The 18,321-nt window shown below is 72.6% G+C and carries 20 protein-coding genes; 11 read left to right on the top strand and 9 right to left on the bottom strand.

The window, feature by feature from the left end; all coding sequences use genetic code 11:
- Window positions 1–80 precede the first annotated feature (80 nt).
- Window positions 81–1,592, top strand: coding sequence for a YibE/F family protein (locus NMK44_RS22790; protein WP_254745949.1), 1,512 nt, complete (start codon window positions 81–83; stop codon window positions 1,590–1,592).
- 109 nt (window positions 1,593–1,701) lie between these two features.
- Here the strand turns inward: NMK44_RS22790 and NMK44_RS22785 are convergent, their stop codons facing one another.
- The 3 genes from NMK44_RS22785 to NMK44_RS22775 all read right to left on the bottom strand — a co-directional run bounded on the left by NMK44_RS22785 (window position 1,702) and on the right by NMK44_RS22775 (window position 3,350).
- Window positions 1,702–2,139 (bottom strand): SsgA family sporulation/cell division regulator, encoded by a 438-nt coding sequence (locus tag NMK44_RS22785; protein WP_254745947.1) that lies wholly within the window; start codon window positions 2,137–2,139, stop codon window positions 1,702–1,704.
- A 514-nt stretch (window positions 2,140–2,653) separates the two neighbouring features.
- On the bottom strand, window positions 2,654–2,872 hold the full coding sequence (locus NMK44_RS22780) for a DUF5326 family protein (protein WP_254745945.1): 219 nt from the start codon (window positions 2,870–2,872) through the stop codon (window positions 2,654–2,656).
- A 160-nt stretch (window positions 2,873–3,032) separates the two neighbouring features.
- Window positions 3,033–3,350, bottom strand: a complete 318-nt coding sequence (locus tag NMK44_RS22775; protein WP_254745943.1) for a cupin domain-containing protein — start codon at window positions 3,348–3,350, stop codon at window positions 3,033–3,035.
- A 66-nt stretch (window positions 3,351–3,416) separates the two neighbouring features.
- On the opposite strand from NMK44_RS22775, the gene NMK44_RS22770 reads away from it, so the two are divergent.
- From NMK44_RS22770 to NMK44_RS22750, 5 genes are all read left to right on the top strand, one after another.
- Entirely contained in the window at window positions 3,417–3,794 is a 378-nt protein-coding gene (locus tag NMK44_RS22770; RefSeq protein ID WP_254745941.1) for a phage holin family protein, read from the top strand.
- A 24-nt stretch (window positions 3,795–3,818) separates the two neighbouring features.
- The gene (locus NMK44_RS22765; protein ID WP_254745939.1) at window positions 3,819–4,379 is read left to right on the top strand and encodes a low molecular weight protein-tyrosine-phosphatase; all 561 of its coding nucleotides are present in this window, start codon (window positions 3,819–3,821) and stop codon (window positions 4,377–4,379) included.
- Window positions 4,376–5,515, top strand: a complete 1,140-nt coding sequence (locus NMK44_RS22760; RefSeq protein WP_254745937.1) for a cystathionine gamma-lyase — start codon at window positions 4,376–4,378, stop codon at window positions 5,513–5,515. The genes NMK44_RS22765 and NMK44_RS22760 overlap by 4 nt, the downstream gene beginning before the upstream one ends.
- A gap of 196 nt (window positions 5,516–5,711) precedes the next feature.
- Window positions 5,712–6,608, top strand: coding sequence for a LysR family transcriptional regulator (locus NMK44_RS22755; protein WP_254745935.1), 897 nt, complete (start codon window positions 5,712–5,714; stop codon window positions 6,606–6,608).
- Window positions 6,609–6,650: 42 nt separating this feature from the next.
- Window positions 6,651–7,145, top strand: coding sequence for an NUDIX domain-containing protein (locus tag NMK44_RS22750; RefSeq protein ID WP_254745933.1), 495 nt, complete (start codon window positions 6,651–6,653; stop codon window positions 7,143–7,145).
- Between the two features lie 40 nt (window positions 7,146–7,185).
- Here the strand turns inward: NMK44_RS22750 and NMK44_RS22745 are convergent, their stop codons facing one another.
- The 3 genes from NMK44_RS22745 to NMK44_RS22735 all read right to left on the bottom strand — a co-directional run bounded on the left by NMK44_RS22745 (window position 7,186) and on the right by NMK44_RS22735 (window position 10,984).
- Window positions 7,186–7,995, bottom strand: a complete 810-nt coding sequence (locus NMK44_RS22745) for a pyridoxamine 5'-phosphate oxidase family protein (RefSeq protein WP_254746219.1) — start codon at window positions 7,993–7,995, stop codon at window positions 7,186–7,188.
- A 182-nt stretch (window positions 7,996–8,177) separates the two neighbouring features.
- The gene (locus NMK44_RS22740) at window positions 8,178–9,578 is read right to left on the bottom strand and encodes a globin domain-containing protein (protein WP_428849363.1); all 1,401 of its coding nucleotides are present in this window, start codon (window positions 9,576–9,578) and stop codon (window positions 8,178–8,180) included.
- 773 nt (window positions 9,579–10,351) lie between these two features.
- On the bottom strand, window positions 10,352–10,984 hold the full coding sequence (locus tag NMK44_RS22735; protein WP_254745929.1) for an HAD family hydrolase: 633 nt from the start codon (window positions 10,982–10,984) through the stop codon (window positions 10,352–10,354).
- A 106-nt stretch (window positions 10,985–11,090) separates the two neighbouring features.
- Here NMK44_RS22735 and NMK44_RS22730 point away from each other — a divergent pair, with 106 nt between their 5' ends.
- The 3 genes from NMK44_RS22730 to NMK44_RS22720 all read left to right on the top strand — a co-directional run bounded on the left by NMK44_RS22730 (window position 11,091) and on the right by NMK44_RS22720 (window position 12,749).
- Entirely contained in the window at window positions 11,091–11,594 is a 504-nt protein-coding gene (locus tag NMK44_RS22730; protein ID WP_254745927.1) for a DUF2269 domain-containing protein, read from the top strand.
- 143 nt (window positions 11,595–11,737) lie between these two features.
- The gene (locus NMK44_RS22725) at window positions 11,738–12,238 is read left to right on the top strand and encodes a MarR family winged helix-turn-helix transcriptional regulator (RefSeq protein WP_254745925.1); all 501 of its coding nucleotides are present in this window, start codon (window positions 11,738–11,740) and stop codon (window positions 12,236–12,238) included.
- 55 nt (window positions 12,239–12,293) lie between these two features.
- Window positions 12,294–12,749 carry a GNAT family N-acetyltransferase gene (locus NMK44_RS22720; RefSeq protein WP_254745923.1) on the top strand — a complete coding sequence of 152 codons (456 nt, stop codon included), beginning with the start codon at window positions 12,294–12,296 and terminating at the stop codon, window positions 12,747–12,749.
- Window positions 12,750–12,773: 24 nt separating this feature from the next.
- On the opposite strand, the gene NMK44_RS22715 is transcribed toward NMK44_RS22720, so the two are convergent.
- Together NMK44_RS22715 and NMK44_RS22710 are read right to left on the bottom strand one after the other, a co-directional pair.
- Window positions 12,774–14,084, bottom strand: a complete 1,311-nt coding sequence (locus NMK44_RS22715; protein WP_254745921.1) for an SGNH/GDSL hydrolase family protein — start codon at window positions 14,082–14,084, stop codon at window positions 12,774–12,776.
- A 137-nt stretch (window positions 14,085–14,221) separates the two neighbouring features.
- Window positions 14,222–15,613 (bottom strand): serine hydrolase domain-containing protein, encoded by a 1,392-nt coding sequence (locus tag NMK44_RS22710; RefSeq protein WP_254745919.1) that lies wholly within the window; start codon window positions 15,611–15,613, stop codon window positions 14,222–14,224.
- Between the two features lie 79 nt (window positions 15,614–15,692).
- Here NMK44_RS22710 and NMK44_RS22705 point away from each other — a divergent pair, with 79 nt between their 5' ends.
- Together NMK44_RS22705 and trxA are read left to right on the top strand one after the other, a co-directional pair.
- On the top strand, window positions 15,693–16,142 hold the full coding sequence (locus NMK44_RS22705; RefSeq protein ID WP_254745917.1) for a MerR family transcriptional regulator: 450 nt from the start codon (window positions 15,693–15,695) through the stop codon (window positions 16,140–16,142).
- Between the two features lie 23 nt (window positions 16,143–16,165).
- Window positions 16,166–16,525, top strand: coding sequence for a thioredoxin (gene trxA / locus NMK44_RS22700; protein WP_302888515.1), 360 nt, complete (start codon window positions 16,166–16,168; stop codon window positions 16,523–16,525).
- A 52-nt stretch (window positions 16,526–16,577) separates the two neighbouring features.
- On the opposite strand, the gene NMK44_RS22695 is transcribed toward trxA, so the two are convergent.
- A complete protein-coding gene (locus NMK44_RS22695; RefSeq protein WP_254745915.1) occupies window positions 16,578–18,074 on the bottom strand; it encodes an FG-GAP-like repeat-containing protein in 1,497 nt (498 codons plus the stop codon).
- Between the last annotated feature and the right edge of the window lie 247 nt (window positions 18,075–18,321).

Below are 18,321 nucleotides of genomic sequence, written 5' to 3'. Positions count from 1 at the left end.
GCTCCGAGCTCCCGCGTTTGCAAAGGTGCCCCCACGCTAACGGTTCTCCGGCGGAACTGAACAGGGGGCCCACCCTGCCCATGGCGACTTGCGATGATGCGGGCGTGACCCCGACGCCACAGCACCCCCAGGCCGGACCGGACGGTACGCCCGGTCCGCCGCCCGCCCATGACCACCACCCCGACGACGGCCACGGCCGGCCGTCCGGCGCTGGTCACGGCCATGGCCACAGCCATGCCCACGGTCCGGCCACCCCCGTCTCCGCCCGGCTCCGCAAGGTGATCGCCGCGGTGCTCATCCCCTTCGCGGCGGCCGTGGCCGCCGGGCTGATCGTGCTCTGGCCGGGCGGCGCCCCCGACCACTCGGCGGGGGAGCGCAGCGGACTCGGATTCGATCAACAGACCGTCTCCGGACGGGTGGTGAAGGTCGAGGAGATCAACTGCGCGGACGCGGGGGCCCAGCCCCAGGCGCCCAGCGAACCGGGCCAGGACGGCGCGGCGCCGAACGGGGGCGGCGGCGCGGGCGGCGGTGCGAACGGCGGCAAGGGCAGCCGCTGTGAGAAGGCCACCATCGAGGTCACCTCGGGCAAGGACGAGGGCCGCCGGTTCCCCGAGATCATCCAGCCCAGCTCCTCGCGGAAGCTCAGCGCGGGACAGGAGGTGAAGCTGGCGTACGCGCCCAAGGCACCGGAGAACCTCCAGTACTCCGTCTCGGATGTGGACCGTTCGATGCCGATGGCGCTGCTCGCCGGGCTCTTCGCGCTCGCCGTGGTGGCGGTCGGCCGGCTGCGCGGGGTCTTCGCGCTGGTGGCGCTGGCCATCAGCTTCGGGGTGCTGACCCTGTTCATCCTCCCGGCGATCCTCCAGGGCTCCAATCCGCTGGTGGTCGCGGTCATCGGGGGTAGCGCGATCATGCTGCTGGCGCTCTACATGTGCCACGGGCTGACGGCGAGAACGTCCGTTGCCGTTCTCGGCACCCTGGTCTCCCTGCTGCTGATCGGCGTCCTGGGTTCGGTGTTCATCAGCTGGGCGAGTCTGACCGGCAACACCGACGACCAGACCGGTCTGGTGCACGGCCTCTATCCGGACATCGAGATAAGGGGTCTGCTGCTCGCGGGAGTGATCATCGGCTCGCTGGGCGTGCTGGACGATGTGACCGTCACCCAGACCTCGGCGGTGTGGGAGCTGCGCGACGCGGACCCGACGGCGAGCCGCCGGAAGCTCTACGCGGCGGCGATGCGGATCGGCCGGGACCACATCGCGTCCGTCGTGAACACCCTGGTGCTGGCGTACGCGGGCGCGTCGCTTCCGCTGCTGCTGCTGTTCTCGATCGCGGACAGCGGTGTGGGGACGGTGGCGACGAGCGAGATCGTCGCGGAGGAGATCGTACGGACGCTGGTGGGCAGCATCGGGCTCGTGGCCTCGGTGCCGGTGACCACGGCGCTGGCCGTGCTGGTGGTCTCCGCGGACCGCACCCCGCCGGGCGCGGCGGCGGGCGCGGGCCCGGCCGGACGGGCGGACGTACCGGGGCAGCCGGGACCGCGCGGTGGCCGGGGCGGGCGCGGCAAGCGCCGCCGGGCCCGGGCGCATTGAGCGACGGCGCGCTCAGGGACGCCGGGCGACGGCGGCCACGGAACCGGACGGCGCACCGGACGGACCGGGCCCCGCCGCCCCGCCCGGACGGGCCCGGTCCGGACAGGACCTAGCCCGCGTACCGGTCCTCGGCGAGGATGCGGTCCAACTCCGCGTCGAGGTCACCGACCGGATCGCAGGCCTTGGGCTCCTCACCGAACGGGACCAGCCGGTCCGTACGGTCCAGGAACGCCACCAGCGGGGCGGCCCCGGCCCGGAACAGCGCCCGCTCGCCGCCCACTTGGAGTCTGATGAAGACGTCGGAGAGGCCCTCGGGCGCGGCGGGCGCGATCCGCACATCGCCCTCACCTGTGGGTCTGCTCAGCCCGTCCAGCAGCAACTCCCGGGCGAACGCCCAGCTCACCGGGGCGTCACCGGGCAGATGGAAGGTGATCTCCACCGCGTACGGATCACCGCTGTCATAGGACAGCTCCACCGGGATCCGGAAGGAGAGGTCCTGCGAGACCAGGAAGGTCATCGTCACTTCCGCCTGGACTGTGTCACGCATATCACGCATCGTTCGCCGCCCCGAGTTGTTTGCGAGTGGCCAGGTGTGAGCCGATCGGCAGGGAGTTGAAGGCTTGGCCGACTCTGGAGCGTAGCGACTCGATTGCGGGGCGGAGTCGGTTTGCCTCATGTGAGGGAACGGAAATCGCCGGAGTTGCCGTGGCGAAGGCGGTGGGCGAGCCCGCGGCGGCGGTCGGCCGGAGCGCTGCGGGCGGGCGATCGTGCTTGTCACGCCGATCCGGGCGGCATCCGGCCGGAGCGCGGGAGTCCGGGGCCGGTGCGCGGCCCGTATCGATGTTCGCTGTCGTCAACAGGCACCCCCGGGGTGTGTTGCGAGGCAGACGCCGGGTGAAGAACGCCGAGGACTCGCACTCTAACGGGAGGGGTGCCACGGGGCCGGTGTCCGCCCCGCGGTGTCCCTCGCGCGGCGTACCCGCGCGGGAACGCTCCGGGCCGACGGCCGGACGCATCGGCCGCGGTGCCGGGGGCCGGGGGCCGGGATCAGCGGCCCCGGGTCACCAGTCGCCGCGGGAGGACGAGGAGGAGCTGAACTTCCGCACCAGATAGATCAGCCCGGCGATCAGCGCCACCAGCAGCAGCGCCTTGAAGACCAGTTCCACGACGAACCCGAGCACGGTCAGGATCAGTCCGCCGAACACGGCCAGGACGAGGACCGGTATCGCGATCCAGGTCACCCACCAAGGCAAGCCCTGGAATATGCCCTTCGTGGTCACGCTGATCCCTGCTTTCGTCTTGGGCCCGACCGGCGCTCGGTCCTTCGCCGTCGGACGGGATTCCCCCTGCCACCGATGCTAGGGCGGGGCGGAAGCCCGCGGGGCGTCCGCGTCCCCCGTACTCCCCTGACCGGACCCCTACGGGACCGGAACCCTCCCGTCAGCTCTCAGGCGGAGAGAACACGACCATGACCCGCAGATCCTCGGTGATGTGGTGGAACTTGTGGGCCACCCCGGCCGGTACGTAGACCACGCTGCCGCGCGCCACCTGGGTCGTCTCCATCCCCACCGTGATCGAGGCCCGGCCGCTCAGCACCAGGTAGACCTCGTCCTGGGCATGCGGTGACTGCGGGTCGCTCTGGCCCGCGTCCAGCGCGTACAGCCCCACGGACATGTTCCGCTCCCGCACGAACTGCAGATACGCGCCGTCGTTCGCGGCCCGCTCCGCCTCCAGCTCATCCAGCCGGAACGCCTTCATCTGTCTCTCCACCCCTGCCTGCCGGGCCCCTGACTGTCGCGGGGCCTGTCTGCGACGATCTCAACCATGAAGAATTTTCTCGTCAAGACGCTCGCGAACGCAGGCGCCCTCGGCGTCGCCATCTGGCTGCTCAAGGACATCACGCTCACCGGTGACAACACCGGCCGCAAGACGCTCACCCTCATTCTGGTCGCCCTGGTCTTCGGCGTGGTGAACGTGGTGGTGAAGCCGATCGTCAAGGTACTGGCGTTCCCGCTGTTCATCCTGACCCTCGGGCTGATCACCCTGGTGATCAACGCCCTGATGCTGCTGCTGACCTCCTGGGTGGCCGGAAAGCTGGACCTGACCTTCCATGTCGACGGCTTCGGCACCGCCGTACTCGGTGGCCTGATCATTTCCATAGTCGCCTGGGCGCTCCACATGGTGCTGCCCGACGACGACTGATCACGGCCGGGGATGATGGACGACATGACAAACCCCCCGCCCTACCGTGTCTGCTTCGTCTGCACCGGCAACATCTGCCGGTCGCCGATGGCCGAGGCCGTCTTCCGCGCCCATGTCCGGGAGGCCGGGTTCGACGGCCTGGTCGAGGTGGACAGCGCGGGCACCGGTGCCTGGCACGAGGGCGACGGGGCCGACCACCGCACCGTGGCCGTGCTCACGGCCCACGGATATGAGCAGGACCACATCGCCCGGCAGTTCCGTGCCGAGTGGTTCGACCGGCTGGACCTGGTGATCGCCCTGGACGGCGGCCACCTGGACGAGCTGCGTGCCCTGGCCCCGACCCCGGGCGACGCCGCGAAGGTGCGGCTGCTGCGCACGTACGACCCGGACGCCGATCCGGATGCCCCGGGCGGCCTCGACGTACCGGACCCCTACTTCGGCGGGCCGGACGACTTCGCGGAGTGCCTGGAGATGGTCGAGGGCGCGAGCGGCGGACTGCTGGCGGCCGTCGAGGCCGCCGTCGCCGCCGACGGGACGGGCCCGGAGCCGGGCGCCGGGACCACCGCCGGGAAGGAGGCCGTATGACCGGCGACGGCACCCGCGCCGTACGGGCCGGGCTCCCCGAGGCCGAGGCGTATGAGCCGGCCCTGCCGGGCCCGGTCTTCGCCGCCCACTACCACCTGCCCGGGGACGCCGCCGGTCCGTACACCTACGGCCGGGACGCCAACCCGACCTGGACCCTGCTGGAGCGGGCGATCACCGAGCTGGAGGCGCCGGGCTCCGGTGCCGAGACGGTCGTCTTCGCCTCCGGTATGGGCGCGATCTCGGCGGTCCTGCTGTCCCGGCTGCGCCAGGGCGACACGGCCGTCCTGCCGTCGGACGGCTATCAGCTCCTGCCCGCGCTGATCGAGCGGCTGGAGGGCTTCGGCATCACGGTGCGCACCGCGCCCACCGGGAACGACGCCCAGCTCGCCGCGCTGGACGACGGTGTGCGGCTGCTGTGGCTGGAGACGCCGTCCAACCCGGGTCTGGACGTCTGTGACATCCGCCGCCTCGCCGACGCCGCCCGGGCGCGCGGTGCGCTGGTGGCCGTCGACAACACCCTCGCCACGCCACTCGGCCAGCGCCCGCTGGAGCTCGGCGCGGACTTCTCGGTGGCCAGCGGCACCAAGGCGCTCACCGGCCACGGCGATGTGCTGCTCGGCTATGTCACCTGCCGCGATCCGGAGCTGGCCGCCTCGGTGCGCGCCTGGCGCAAGACGGTCGGCGCCATCCCGGGCCCCATGGAGGCGTGGCTCGCACACCGTTCGCTGGCCACCCTCCAGCTACGGGTGGACCGCCAGGCCGCGACCGCCCTCGCCCTGGCCGGAGCGCTCGTCGGCCGCCCTGAGATCACCGGGCTGCGCCACCCCGGACTGCCGGACGATCCCGCGCATCCGGTGGCGGCGGCGCAGATGCGCGGTGGACGCTTCGGCTGTGTGGTCTCCTTCACGCTCCCGGACAGGGAGCACGCGGAGCGCTTCCTCGGCGGGCTGCGGCTGGTGGACGACGCCACCAGCTTCGGCGGTGTGCGCTCCACCGCGGAGCGGCGCGGGCGGTGGGGCGGTGACGCGGTCCCCGAAGGCTTCATCCGGTTCTCGGTGGGCGCGGAGGATCCGGACGATCTGATCGCCGATGTGCTGCGTGCGCTCGACTCGGCCCGCACCCCGGCGGGTGGCTGAAAGCCGATGGGCACACGCGTACGGGCGTCTCAAGCCTCCCCCCTCGTGGCTTGAGACGCCCCGGTGCCCCATAGGGAGAACCGCTTGATTAAGGCTAGTTGACTCAGCGTCAGTGTCCAATCACAGTAGCGACATGGGCCTATCGGCATTCTTATAGTTGTCATGCGGCGGAGGTGCGTCGAGGCGAGGGGAACGCATGGATCTGGCCCTCTTACGCACGTTCGTGATGGTGCACCGGGCCGGATCGTTCACCCGTGCCGCCGGACTGCTGGGGCTCTCCCAGCCCGCCGTCACCGGCCAGATCCGCACCCTGGAGAGACAGCTCGGCCGTCCGCTCTTCCTCCGCACCGCACGCGGTGTCGTCCCCACCACCGTCGGCGATGAACTGGCCCACAAGGTCGCCCCGCACCTGGACGCGCTGCTGGAGGTCGCCGAGGCGGGCCTCGACGACAACGTCCCCCTGCGCACCCTGCACCTCGCGGGGCCACCGGAGTTCACCGCGCTGCGCGCGCTGCCGGCGCTCACCGCACTCGTCGCCCAGGGGCTCGCCGTGCGCTGTGCGTTCGGCGGCACCGAGGAACTGTTCGAGGGGCTGGGCGCGGGCCACCACGATCTGGCCATCGCCACCTCCCGCCCGCGCGGACGGCTGCTGGAGGCCGCGCCGCTGTGCGACGAGGAACATGTGCTGATCGCGTCCCCGCGCTGGGCCGCCCGGCTCGGCGGCCCTGCCGTGATCCGGGCCAAGGGCGCCCGGGTGCTGGAGGCGCTGCCGGTCGTCGAGGTGCACGAGAGCCTGCCCCTGGTCACCCGCTACTGGTCGACGGTCTTCGACACCCGGCCGGTCACCTCCGGCACGATCATCGCGCCCGATCTGCGGGCCGTGCTCACCTGTGTCGCGCGCGGCGCCGGGCTCGGTGTGCTCCCCCGCTATCTGTGCATGGACGCGCTGGACGCCGGGGAGGTCGTGGCGCTGCTCAACCCGCCGGTGCCACCGCTGCGCACCTACTTCCTGGCGGTGCGGTCCGGTGCGCTCGCGCTGCCGCATATCGCCAAGGCGTACGACTGGCTGCTGCGCTCCGCTGTGGACTGGTGAGTAGCGGGTTTCATCGGCGGACGGCTGCGGCAGATGTCCTGCATGACCGAACGACCCGTGGTCAAGCGCACCGCCCGTGCCATCCTGCTCGACGGCGAGCCGGACCCCCGGATGGTTCTGATCAAGCGGACCAAGCCCGGTCTGGCGCCGTACTGGATCACTCCCGGCGGCGGGGTGGAGCCCGAGGACTCGACCGTCGTCGACGCCCTGCACCGCGAGGTGGACGAGGAACTGGGCGCGAAGGTGACGGACGTGGTGCCCGCCTTCGTGGACACCGTCCCGTACCCCGGTGAGGGGGAGGAGGGGCCGGAGGGCGTGAAGGTGCAGCACTTCTTCGTCTGCCGACTGGCCTCGATGGACCTCTCCCGGCGACACGGCCCGGAGGTGGACGAGCCCCGAGGGGAGTACGAGGTGGTGCGCGTCCCCTTCACCCGCGAGGGCATCGCCTCGGTCGGGGTGGTGCCGCCGTCGCTGCGCGCCTATCTCGACGCCAATATCGAAGGGGTGCTGGCGCTGCTCGCCGACGACCTCGGCTGAGCCCGTTCCGTCCTGCCTTCCCGCCGCCCGGCGGGGCGCCTCAGCGGAACCAGCCGCCGAACGGCTGCTGGCCGCCCGCGTGCGCGGCCCGCTGCCGCGCCTCCGCGAGCACCCGCTCGGCCTCCTCCCGCCACGCCTCGGGGTGCGACGGTCCGGCCGTTCCGTCCGCCGCCCGCTCCCGCGCCGACGGGACCGCCCGGCGGCCCTCGCGCGCCTCGGCCGCGGCACCGAAGAAGTCGCCACCCTTGCGCTTGACGTCATCCGTGCCCCAGGCCCGCTCCTGCCCGGATTCGGCGTCCTGGTCGCGGCCCTGGTTCCGTTCACCGTTCCGGTCACGGTCGCGCCGCTGGCCGTGGCCGCCGTCCCGACGCTGGGCGGGCACCTTCTGGAGGTGCGGGATGTGCTTGGCACAGTGGATGTACGCCTCCTCCACCGTCACCTCGACCCACACCACGGCCCGCCGCCCCGGGACCGGATCGACCGGCAGACCGGGGTGGGCCGCGCGCATCTCGGAGTCCTCCACCACCCGGGCCCGGCCGTTGACGTGCAGACCGATCCGGTCCCGCAGGAAGTCGATCATGAGGATGCCGAGGTGTGGGTTCTCCTCGATATTGCCGAGGCTGGCGAGCACCCCGTTCCCCCGGTACTCGGGATAGGCCAGGGTGCGTTCGTCGATCACGACCAGGAACCCGGGCGGCCCGGCCCGGAAGGTGCTGTCGCACTCCCCGTGCCGGTCGGCGGTGGCCAGGAAGAACATCTCCTGACGGCCGATGAACTCCCGCATCCGGACGTTGAGGTGGTCGAGCACCTGCTCGTCGTAGAAACGGTCGGCGCGGTCGGCGGTGCCCAGACGCGTCTGGAGGACGTGTTCGCCGTCGCTGCCCGGACGTCCGGTCCGGACCCGGTGCCCCTCGTTGTCCACCGTCTGCCGTCCCCCGTTCCCGATCACCGTTGACCGTCTCTTGCCGACCTCTGGGCTGCCGGCCGCCGGTGCGTGACCGCGCGGCTTGTGACCGCGGATCCGCACCGCGCCTAGCCGCCCGCCGCCACCAGTTCCTCGATCGAGTCGTGCCGTATGCGGTCGGACGGTATGCCGATGCCCCTCAGGGTGTCGACCCCGCTGCGGATCATCCCGGGCGGCCCGGAGAGGTACGCGTCGAACGCTCCCCACGGGCCGTACTCCCGCACGGCGTCGGGGAGCCTGCCGCTGAGTCCGTTGGTCGGTCCGTCGGAGACGACCGGACGGACCGCGAGCCAGGGGTGTGCCTGGGCCAGCCGCAGCATGGTGTCGATGTCATAGAGGTCGTGATCGTTGCGGGCGCCGTAGAAGACCTCGACGGTCCGCTGGCGGCCGTGCTCGGCGACGTCCTCGACCATGGCCTTGATCGGCGCTATCCCGGTGCCGCCGCCGAGGCAGAGCAGCCCGTTGTCGCTGGAGTGGTCCACCGTCATCGAACCGGTGGGCGGGCCGAGCCGGATCACATCACCGGTACGGGCCCGGTTGACCAGCGCGGACGACACCCACCCGGCCGGAACCGCCTTCACGTGGAAGGAGAGCAGCCCGTCGGAGCGCGGCGCGGAGGCGAAGGAGTAGTGCCGCCACACCCGCGGCCACCACGGCGTCTCGATGGAGGTGTACTGGCCCGCGAGAAAGGGGTACGGCTGGTCCGGCCGGACGGTCACCACGGCGATGTCGGAGGTGCGCCGCTCGTGCTCGACCACCTCGGCCTGCCACCACGGCGGGGCGTTCCGCTCGTCCTCGGCGGCCGCGTCGATCATGATCTGGGAGATCGCGGTGTAGGCGCGCACCCAGGCCGCCTCCGTCTCCGCGCCCCAGGAGTTGACCGCGTAGTGGGTGAGCGCCCCGATGAGGCATTCGCCGACCGCCGGGTAGTGCTCGGGCTGGGTGCCGTACTTGCGGTGGCCGCGGCCGAGCCCGCCGAGGTACGTGGTGAGCACCTCGGGGTCGTCGACCAGCTTGGCGGCGGTCAGCAGCGCCCGGAAGAGGCGGTCGCGCTGGGCGTCCATGGCCGCGGGGAACAGCGGCCGCAGCTCGGGGTGCCGGACGAAGAGCAGCGCGTAGAAGTAGGCGGTGACCTTGTCGCTCACCGGCTCGATCTCGGCCATGGTGCGGCGCAGCAGGATCGCGTCGGGAGAGGCGCTCTCGGAGGCGGTGAAGGTCGCGCCGGTGTCCGGGGAGCCGGACGGCGCGGCGTCGGCCTCGGCTGCAGCTTCGGGGGCGGCGGGCGCGGGGCCTGCCGGAGCTGTCGCCGCCGGGGCGGGGGCGCTGGGCGCGGCGGGTCCCGGGGCCGGGCGGGCGTTCTCGGGGGCGGGCGCCTCGGCCGGGCGCTGGTGCTCCTGGCGCCAGGGGGCCTTGTACCGGGAGGTCTCACGCCGGGGAGCCTCGGCCGGTGGGGCCGCGGGGGGTGGCACCGCGGAGTCGTCGGGCCGCGCGGAGGGCGGTGACACGGACGGCCATGACGCGGAGGATGGTGGCGCGGGCGGTTGCGGCACGCGCTGCTGTGGCGCGGACTGCTGTGGCGCGGGCGATTGCGGCACGAAGGCCGCCGCGGGAGCGTCGGGCCGCGCGGGCGCCGGGGGCGGGGTGCGGCGTTCGGCTCCGGTGCCAACCGGACGTATCGGGCTCACCGGCCGCCGTGGCGCGGCCTCCTCGGCCTCCCGGTCCTGAGCGGGGCGACCGGGCGCGCCGTGGTCCTGAGCGCCGTCGTGGCCCGGGGTCGGAGACTGGTCCTCGGCCGGTTTCCTGCTCGGGGTGAACCAACCCCATGCGCCACTGTTTCCGCCGGAACCGTCGTTACCGGCCGACGACGTGGTGGTCGGAGCGTCCATGGTTGCCTCGCCTCGAACATCTTTCTGTCGGTCTTCGCACTTCCCCGGAGGGAAAGTGCCCGCAATTCACCGCTCTGGCGCGCTGGTTCATGTGAGATCGATCCTGACGTCCCGCTCCATAACTCTCTGTTCAAGCAGCTTGCCACGCATGCTCTCGGCACCGGCAACATGACCGAAGTCCAGGAAGCACGGACCGTGTTCCCGATAGGCTGTTCGGCCGGGGTTGCCCGGATGCGGCCAGGCCCCGCGGCAGCGTCCTGCACGGAACCGGACTCGACCCTACCGGGCGTAGTTAAATGCACAAGCCCTGAGCAGGGGGCCTCCATTACACCCGCCAACTCTGGTAATACCCGTAGTTACCGCTGGTTGCCCGTCAATTCGTAAGCACCCCAGAGATCACGTCCGGTATACGCACACGATGCGATATGGCTCACATGATGGTCGGCGTTCACCGCGACCGAGTGGGGAACTACGGCGAACAGCTCGGCGTCCGACATCGAATCGCCGTAGGCCACACAGTCGGCTCTCGTCAACCCGAACCTCGCGCACAGTTCATCGGCGATACGGACCTTCGCGGCCGGGGTGAGGATGCCCGCCGGATCCAGCGGCTCCCGGAACGGCACCGACGGCCAGGCCGAACCGTGCGTGGCGTCCGCACCCCACTCCAGCAGCCGTTCCACGAAGAAACCGGGGGACAGCGAGATCACCGCGCAGCGCTCGCCGCGGGCCCGGATGTCCGCCCACACCTCACGTATGCCGGTGAGCCATGGCGCGCCCTCGAAGGCCGCCGTCACCTGCGCCTCCGTCAGCTCGCCCCACAGCGCGACGGCCCGCTGCGCGAACTGCGCCGTGCTCAGCCGTCCCTCCGCGAAGGCCCGTTCCAGTTCGCCGATCTCCCGCTCCAGGCCGAGCTGACGCGAGATCTCGACGGCCGCGGCCGAACCGTGGATCAGCGTCCCGTCCAGATCGAACAGATGCAGTCTGGTCATGGGAGCCGAGGGTAGAGGGACACGCCGCGGAACCGCCCACGGGAGTACCCGGGGATACTCCCGGCGCCGGACGCCGGATCCGCCGCGCCGCGCCACCGTGAGGGGTATGCAGCAGCTCAAGCGCCCCGTCCGCCGGGCCCTCCTCGTCGTCCACGTCATCGTCTCGGTCGGCTGGCTGGGCCTGTCCCTGGGGCTGCTGGCCCTGGGCATCACCGGCGCCACGGCCGGGTCGGCCGAGTCCGCCGGAGCCGCGTACCGGTCGATGGACGTCATCGGCGACTGGCTCCTGATCCCCATCAGTCTGCTGGCGCTGATCAGCGGGGTGGTGCTGTCGCTGGGCACGCCCTGGGGGCTGGTCCGGTACCACTGGGTGCACATCAAGCTCTGGCTGACGCTGATCACCACCGGCGCCACGGCCTTCGCGCTGCGCCCCGGCATCGACGACGCCGTGGCCGATGTCGCGGCGGGCCGGGAGGTCGGGGCCACCGCGAGTCTGGTGACGGCCCCGTCGGTCAGTCTGAGCGTCTACGTCTTCCTCACCGCGATCTCGGTGATCAAGCCGTGGGGGCTCACGGCCCGGGGGCGGCGGCTGCGCGGCGCCCGGCGGTGAGCACCGCGCGGTGAGCACCCGGCCGAGCCCGGCAATACTTGCAAACGCGGTCAATTTCATCGCTGGACTATCCTGGAACCCGGCTCACCGCCGAGCCACCGGCCCACTCCGGGCCATCGAGCCAGCGACGAAGGAGGGGTTCCATGCCGGACGAGCCGCAGGGGACCACCGCCCCGGCGTGCGCCGCCACCCCGGCCGCCGGTCAGGCCCTCGCCCAGGGCTGGTGCGCCCTGTCCTCCCTGCACGGCCGGATCGAGGCGCATATCGAGCGCGCCCTCCAGGCCCGGCACGGGCTGAGCGTCCGCGAGTTCTCGGTGCTCAACGTGCTCAGCGGCCAGCATGACGGCGAGGGCGGCCATCTCCAGATGAAGCAGGTCGCCGACTCCGTCGTGCTCAGCCAGAGCGCCACCACCCGACTGGTGACCCGGCTCGAGGACCGCGGTCTGCTCGCGCGCTACATCTGCCCCACCGACCGCCGCGGGATCTACACCAACGTCAGCCCCGAGGGTCTGGCGCTGCTGGAGGAAGCCCGGCCGACGAACGACACCGCGCTGCGCGAGGCGCTCGAGGACGCCGCCCGGCGCCCCGAGCTCGCACCGCTGGTCGCCGCCGTCGAGGGGCTGTGGACCCCGGCCCCGGCATGACCGGTCCGGCCGCCTGGCGGCGGGCGCCCCACGAGGTGGCCGTAGGCTCGCGGTCGTGAGCGACTTCGAGATCCGGCGCGCGACCGCCGACGACATACCCGACATCGTGGCGATGCTGGCCGACGATCCGCTCGGCGCCCAGCGCGAGTCGGCCGACGACCCCGTGCCCTACCGCGCCGCCTTCGACCGGCTGGACCGGGATCCGAACCAGCGGCTGGTGGTCGCGGTCCGGGACGGCCGGACCGTCGGCACCCTCCAGCTCACCGTGATCCCCGGACTGTCGCGGCGCGGCGCCACCCGCTCGATCATCGAGGGGGTCCGGATCCACGGCGACGAGCGCGGCAGCGGACTCGGCACCCGGCTGATCGAGTGGGCGGTGGCGGAGTCGCGCCGCGAGGGCTGTGTCCTGGTGCAGCTCACCTCGGACGCCACCCGGATCGACGCCCACCGCTTCTATGAGCGGCTCGGTTTCGAGGCCAGCCACATCGGCTTCAAACTCCCGCTCTCCTGAAGGAGAGCGGGAGAAGCGGCGGCCTCAGAGCGCCGTGAGGTCGACGGCCGCGGCCATCCGCCGGTAGCCCGCCGCGTTGGGGTGCTTGGCGTCCCCCGAGTCGTACGCCGGGTCGAGGGCCAGCGGGTCCGACGGCGAGGCCATGATCTCCGCGAAGTCGACGACCGCGTCGAACTCTCCGGAGGTGCGGATCCATTCGTTGATCGCCGCTCGCTTCGCCTCGGAGCGCGCGGTGTGGTACTCGGCGCCCTTGAACGGCAGGATCGTCCCGCCGATGACCCGGACGCCCCGGGCGTGGGCGCGCCCGATCAGCTCCCGGTAGGAGGCGATCACCTCCTCGGCGGAGATCTGCGGGTTCGGCCGGTAGGTGGGCAGGTCCACCTCGCTGAAGCCGATGTCGTTGAGCCCCTCCAGCACGATCACCGACCGTACGCCCGGCTTGTCCAGCACATCGCGCTCGAAGCGGGCGGCGGCACGCTCCCCGTACCAGGGCGAGTCGTTGCGCAGCAGATTGCCGCCGATCCCGGAGTTGAGGACCGGCCGCGGGGTGCCCGCGGCGGCGAGGCGCTCGGCCAGCAGATCGGGCCAGCGGTGGTGGGTGTCGTTCCCGGAACCGAAGCCGTCGGTGAGGGAGTCGCCGAAGGCCACCACGGTGTCGCGGCCCTTCCCGTGTCCGTTCGCGTGCCTCTTCCCGTGCCCCTTCGCACCGCCCGTGACCTCGACGTCGGACAGGTAGTACCAGGAGTGGGTCCGCCCGGTGAAGGCCGCTCCGGTGCGGTCGTCCCGGTGGTCCCCGTCGGCGCGGTAGCTGGTGGCGTACGCCTGGGCGTGGAAGGTGGCCGAGCCGGTCGGCCGCCGGAAGTACAGCGTCACCGTCACCGACTCGAACGGGGCCAGCCGCAGCGGCGCCGCGTCGCTCGCCGTCTCACCGCCCGCCGGGATCTCCACCGACCTCCGGTGGCCGAAGGTGAGTCCGCGCAGGGTCGCGGGGTGGACGGCCGGACCGTGCGCGGTACGGGCGATGGTCGCGCCCGTGACCCGCAGCGGAGCGGTGCCGTAGCGGTTGGAGAGCCGGATGCGGGCCGCGGTGCCGCCGCCGGTGACCCGGACCACCTGGCGCACGGTCTGGTCGGCGAAACCGGTCTCGGCCCAGTTGGGTTCGAAGCCCGCGCTGGGGCGCTGGACGGGAGCGGCCCATCCGGCCGTCCAGCCGGTGCGCGGCCGTTCGCGGCCGTCGGCCGGACCGCCGGGCCGGGCCGTGGCCACCCCGGAGGCGGCCACGACGGCGGAGAGCGCGAGCAGGGACGTACTGAGGCGGAGCAGCGGGGAACGCACGGCGGATCTCCTGGAGGAGGCGGGAGGGGGCGGGCCGGGCGGCCCGTCCGGGAACCACCCTGCGCCGCCGCGCACGCCGCACCCAGCCCTCCGCCGTGCGTACCACTGGCGGGGTCAGGCTACGAAAAGAGCCTGCGTCAGGGGGTGCGCCAGCCGGCGGGATCGACCCCGCCGGGGACCGAACCGTCCCGTGGGTAGGGCTCCCGGGTGAACACGAAGGTGCCGAGGTCGAGATGGGCGGGGCCGCCGTCCTCGCCCGCCACCACCCGCAGCGTCTCCCCCGCGTGGTAGCCGTCGAGTCCGGTCCAGCTTCCGTCGGCCTCGGCACGGAACCGCGATCCGCGCCCCTGACCTCCGGCCGGGGACAGTTCCAGCGCCCGGTCCGCGCACAGCCGTAGCTGATAGGGGGCGGCACCCCAGTACCAGGGCCCGGTCAGCGCCAGCAGCGCCGGATCCACCTCGGTCAAGGGCCGCCAGGGGGCGGGGATCCGGGGCTCGTGCTCGGCGGTGATCCGCACCAGATCGGCGGCGACGGCGCCGACGGCTGGCCCCGCGGTCACATTGGCCAGTGCGATCCCGGCGAGCCGGTCCTCCGCGCTCACCCACAGCGTGGCCAGGAAGCCCGGCATGGAACCGCCGTGGCCGTACAGGAACCGGCCGTCGCGCCGCACGAGCTGCACCCCGAGGCCGTAACCGCCGTCCCAGTCCCGGCCGTCGGGGGCGACGGCGGGCGTCCGCATCTCCGCCAGGGTCGCGGCAGCGAGCACCCGGTCGTCCCCGTCGAGGAGGAAGGCGGCGAAGCGGGCCAGATCCGCGGCGGTGGACCAGAGCTGCCCGGCCGGGGCCATCAGTCCGGTGTCCTCGGCCGGTTCGGGCAGCAGCACATCCGCCCAGGGGTGCACCGCCCAGCCCCCGGCGTACGGGGAGCGCGGCTCCAGGGAGGTGCGCGCCATCCCCAGCGGCTCCAGCACCTCGTTCCGCAGCACCTCGCCCCAGGGCGCGCCGCGCAGCCGCTCCACGAGCGCGCCGAGCAGCGCGAACCCGGGGTTGGAGTAGTGATGGCGACGACCGGCGGGGTGGACCAGCGGACGGTCGCCGAAGAGGTCCGCCGTCCCGGGCCGCAGGGTGCCGGGCGTCCGCTCCCACCAGGGGCCGCGCGTCTCGGCGGCCAGTCCCGAGGTGTGGGCGAGGAGCTGGGCCACGGTCGCGCCCTCGGCCTCCGGTACCTCCAGGTGCTTGGCCAGCGGATCGGCGAGGTCGAGCAGCCCCTCGTCCCGCAGCCGCATGACCAGCACGGCCACGAAGACCTTGGTGAGCGAGCCGATGCGGTACTGGGTGTCGGCGTCCGGAGCGAGGCCCTCCACGCCGCTGCGCGCGGCCGACCACACCATCCGCCCCTCCCGCATCACCGCGCCCACGAGCGAGGGGGTCCGTCCCTCGTTCTGGGCGACCGCGACCCGGTGCAGCAGGGCGCGGCGGGTGGCGGGCAGCAACTCGGTCCAGTCGGCGGCGTCTTCCGGTGCGCTCATGTCCGCACCCTACGGCCCGGGACACCGGGCGCGGAATCTCTCTGGCCTTGACGCCGGGGTCAAGGTCTACCGTCCTGGCATGCGGATCGGAGAGCTGGCCGAACGGGCGGGAATCACCACCCGCACCCTGCGCTATTACGAGTCGCTCGGGCTGCTGCCCGCGCGGCGCACGGGCAACGGGTACCGGGCGTACGACGAGGACGACCTGCGGCTGGTCCGGGAGATCCGCACGCTGCGCGACTTCGGCATCGGTCTGGAGGAGACCCGGCCGTTCCTGGAGTGCCTGCGCTCGGGCCATCCGGCCGGTGACTCCTGCCCCGCCTCACTTCAGGTGTACCGGCGCAAGCTGGCCGAACTGGACGACTGCATCGCCCGGCTGACCGGTGTGCGCCGACGCGTCGAGGAGCAGCTCGGCCAGGCGGAGCGGGCGCGGGCGGCGCTGGAGGCGGAGGCGACGGCGCCGGAGGGAGCGCCCGAGCCGCGCTGCGCGCTGGTACCGCCGCTGTCCCTCGACGACCCCACTCGATGACCCCACGGGAGAAGGAGACTGAGATGACACCAGGGACGCGGACCGCGGGAGCGGCGCGGCACGGGGGAGTGGTCACGGTCACGGACGGGACGTTCGCGTCGGAGGTCCTGGCGGCCGGGGTGCCGGTGCTGGTGGAGTTCACCGCCGCGTGGTGCCCGCCGTGCCGCATGCTCGCGCCGGTGCTGGCGGAGATCGCGCGGGAGGAGGCGCACCGGCTGAAGGTGGTCGAGCTGGACGTGGACGCGAACCCGCGCACCACGGCGGCGTACGGGGTGCTGTCGATGCCGACGCTGATGGTGTTCCGGGACGGCGAACCGCTGCGTTCGACGGTCGGCGCCCGTCCCAAGCGCCGTCTGCTGGAGGAACTCGCGGACGTGCTGTAGCACCCCGCCCGCGGCCCGGGCGCGGCGGCGCCCGGGCGGGCGGTACGGGATCTCAGCCGACGCTCAGCGGCGGTTCAACGGCTGCTCGGCTGCTCAGCGGCTTGCCGTACTTCTGGGCCACGGACGGGTACGGAAGGTCGAGCGTGCGGGGCGAGAAGGCCGTCGAGCCGTCGGCCGAACCACCGCGGAGGAGCCATGCGGCGCCCAGGGAGGCGTTCTCGCCAGGGGATCCGACGGTGACATCCGGTACGCCGTCGGCGTTGTGGTCAGCCGAGGCGACCGCCGCGCCGAAGGCGTCGCCCGCTTCGGCGACGCCCGGGACACCCACCGTGTCCTGGTTCCAGGAGACGGACCTGGCGGCGTCGGCCGCGTCGAGCAGGCCCTGGGGGCCGCCGGAGAGCAGCCAGGCGGCGCCCGCACCCGCCCTGCTTCCGATGGCCTCACCGGGAGCGCCCGCGATCAGGTCGTCGCGGCCGTCACGGTTGACGTCGGCGACGGCGAGGGCGGCGCCGAAGCGGTCGCCGTCCTCGGCCACGCCCGGGACACCCGCCGTGTCCTGGTGGAGGGTCTGGGCCCGGGTGCCGAACGAGCCGCTCGCGGGGGATCCGTAGTGGACGTGGATGCCGCCACCCTTGGCGAGTTCCTCGGGGCCGCACGGATCGTCGATGTTCTCGTCGGCGATCTCACGGCACTCACCGAGGGCCAGGTCGTCGTGGCCGTCGCCGTCGAAGTCGCCGGCGGCCAGGGCGGTCACGCCGGCGTTGTCCGTGTTCCAGAAGTTGGCCATCCCGGACCGGTCGGCGTCCCACTTCCACAGCCGCACATGGGACTGTGTGCTGGGGCTGCCCGCGGTCCAGTACGCCAAGGCCAGGTCCGCCGTACCGTCGCTGTCGAAGTCTCCGGTGGTCAGGACGGGCGCGCGGCCGCCCATGGGGGCGCTGACCACGGTGGTGACCATGCTGTCCTCGCCCTGGATGACCCGGGCGACCACCTTGTCCGTGCCGCCGATCACGATCTCCTTGTTGGCGTCGCCGGTCAGCTCGGCCGCCACGACCGACCTGCCGTACGCGGCCGACGGCGACCGCCCGGTCAGGACCGTCGAGCCCGGTCCCGGCCCGCCCGCCGAGCCGCCCACCGCGATGACCATGCCCGCGTCCGTACCGCGGTCGGTGACATCCTCGCCGGGGACACCGGCGAGCAGTTCCGCGATGCCGTCGCCGTTGAGGTCCACCAGGGCCACGGACGCGCCGAAGCGGTCACCCGCCTCCGGGGTGCCGGGTACCTCGGGAGTGGCCTGGCTGACACGGATGCTTCCATGGGCGCCGACGCCCTTGGGACCGCCCCAGACGACGTTCACATAACCGGCCCTGGCCCGGCCGCCGACGGTCCCGTCCGGGACGCCGACGGCGACGTCCGCGTAACCGTCGCCGTTGAAGTCGCTGGTGGCGGTACGGGGTGCGGCGGTGGCGCCGGACGGGAACACGAACCCGGCAGTGGCCACGGCGGCGGCCGCGATGGCATACGTCAGGGTGCGGCAGCTGTGTGGCACGGAGGCCCCCACTCGGGTCGTTCGACGGGTACGGGTCATCTGGTGTGACCGTCGAGGGGCGGAGCTGGTTGTACGGGTTTCACCGCTGGTTGTTGCCGGATCAACGATGAGCGGACGAGCTGTAGGATCTCGCGGCTCGTGGCATATCGCGGTCGCTTGACCTGCGATTTAGCGGGTTGTCTCACGCCTTGGCCGGGGTGCGCTGTCTCAGCGTCGGGCCATTCCTCAACGCGCGTCTTGGCCAGGT

Origin of the sequence: Streptomyces cucumeris (assembly GCF_024295805.1) — a bacterium.
Lineage (GTDB): Bacteria > Actinomycetota > Actinomycetes > Streptomycetales > Streptomycetaceae > Streptomyces > Streptomyces cucumeris.
The sequence above is the reverse complement of the archived record's forward strand: the minus strand, read 5'-3'. Positions and strand labels throughout refer to the sequence as shown.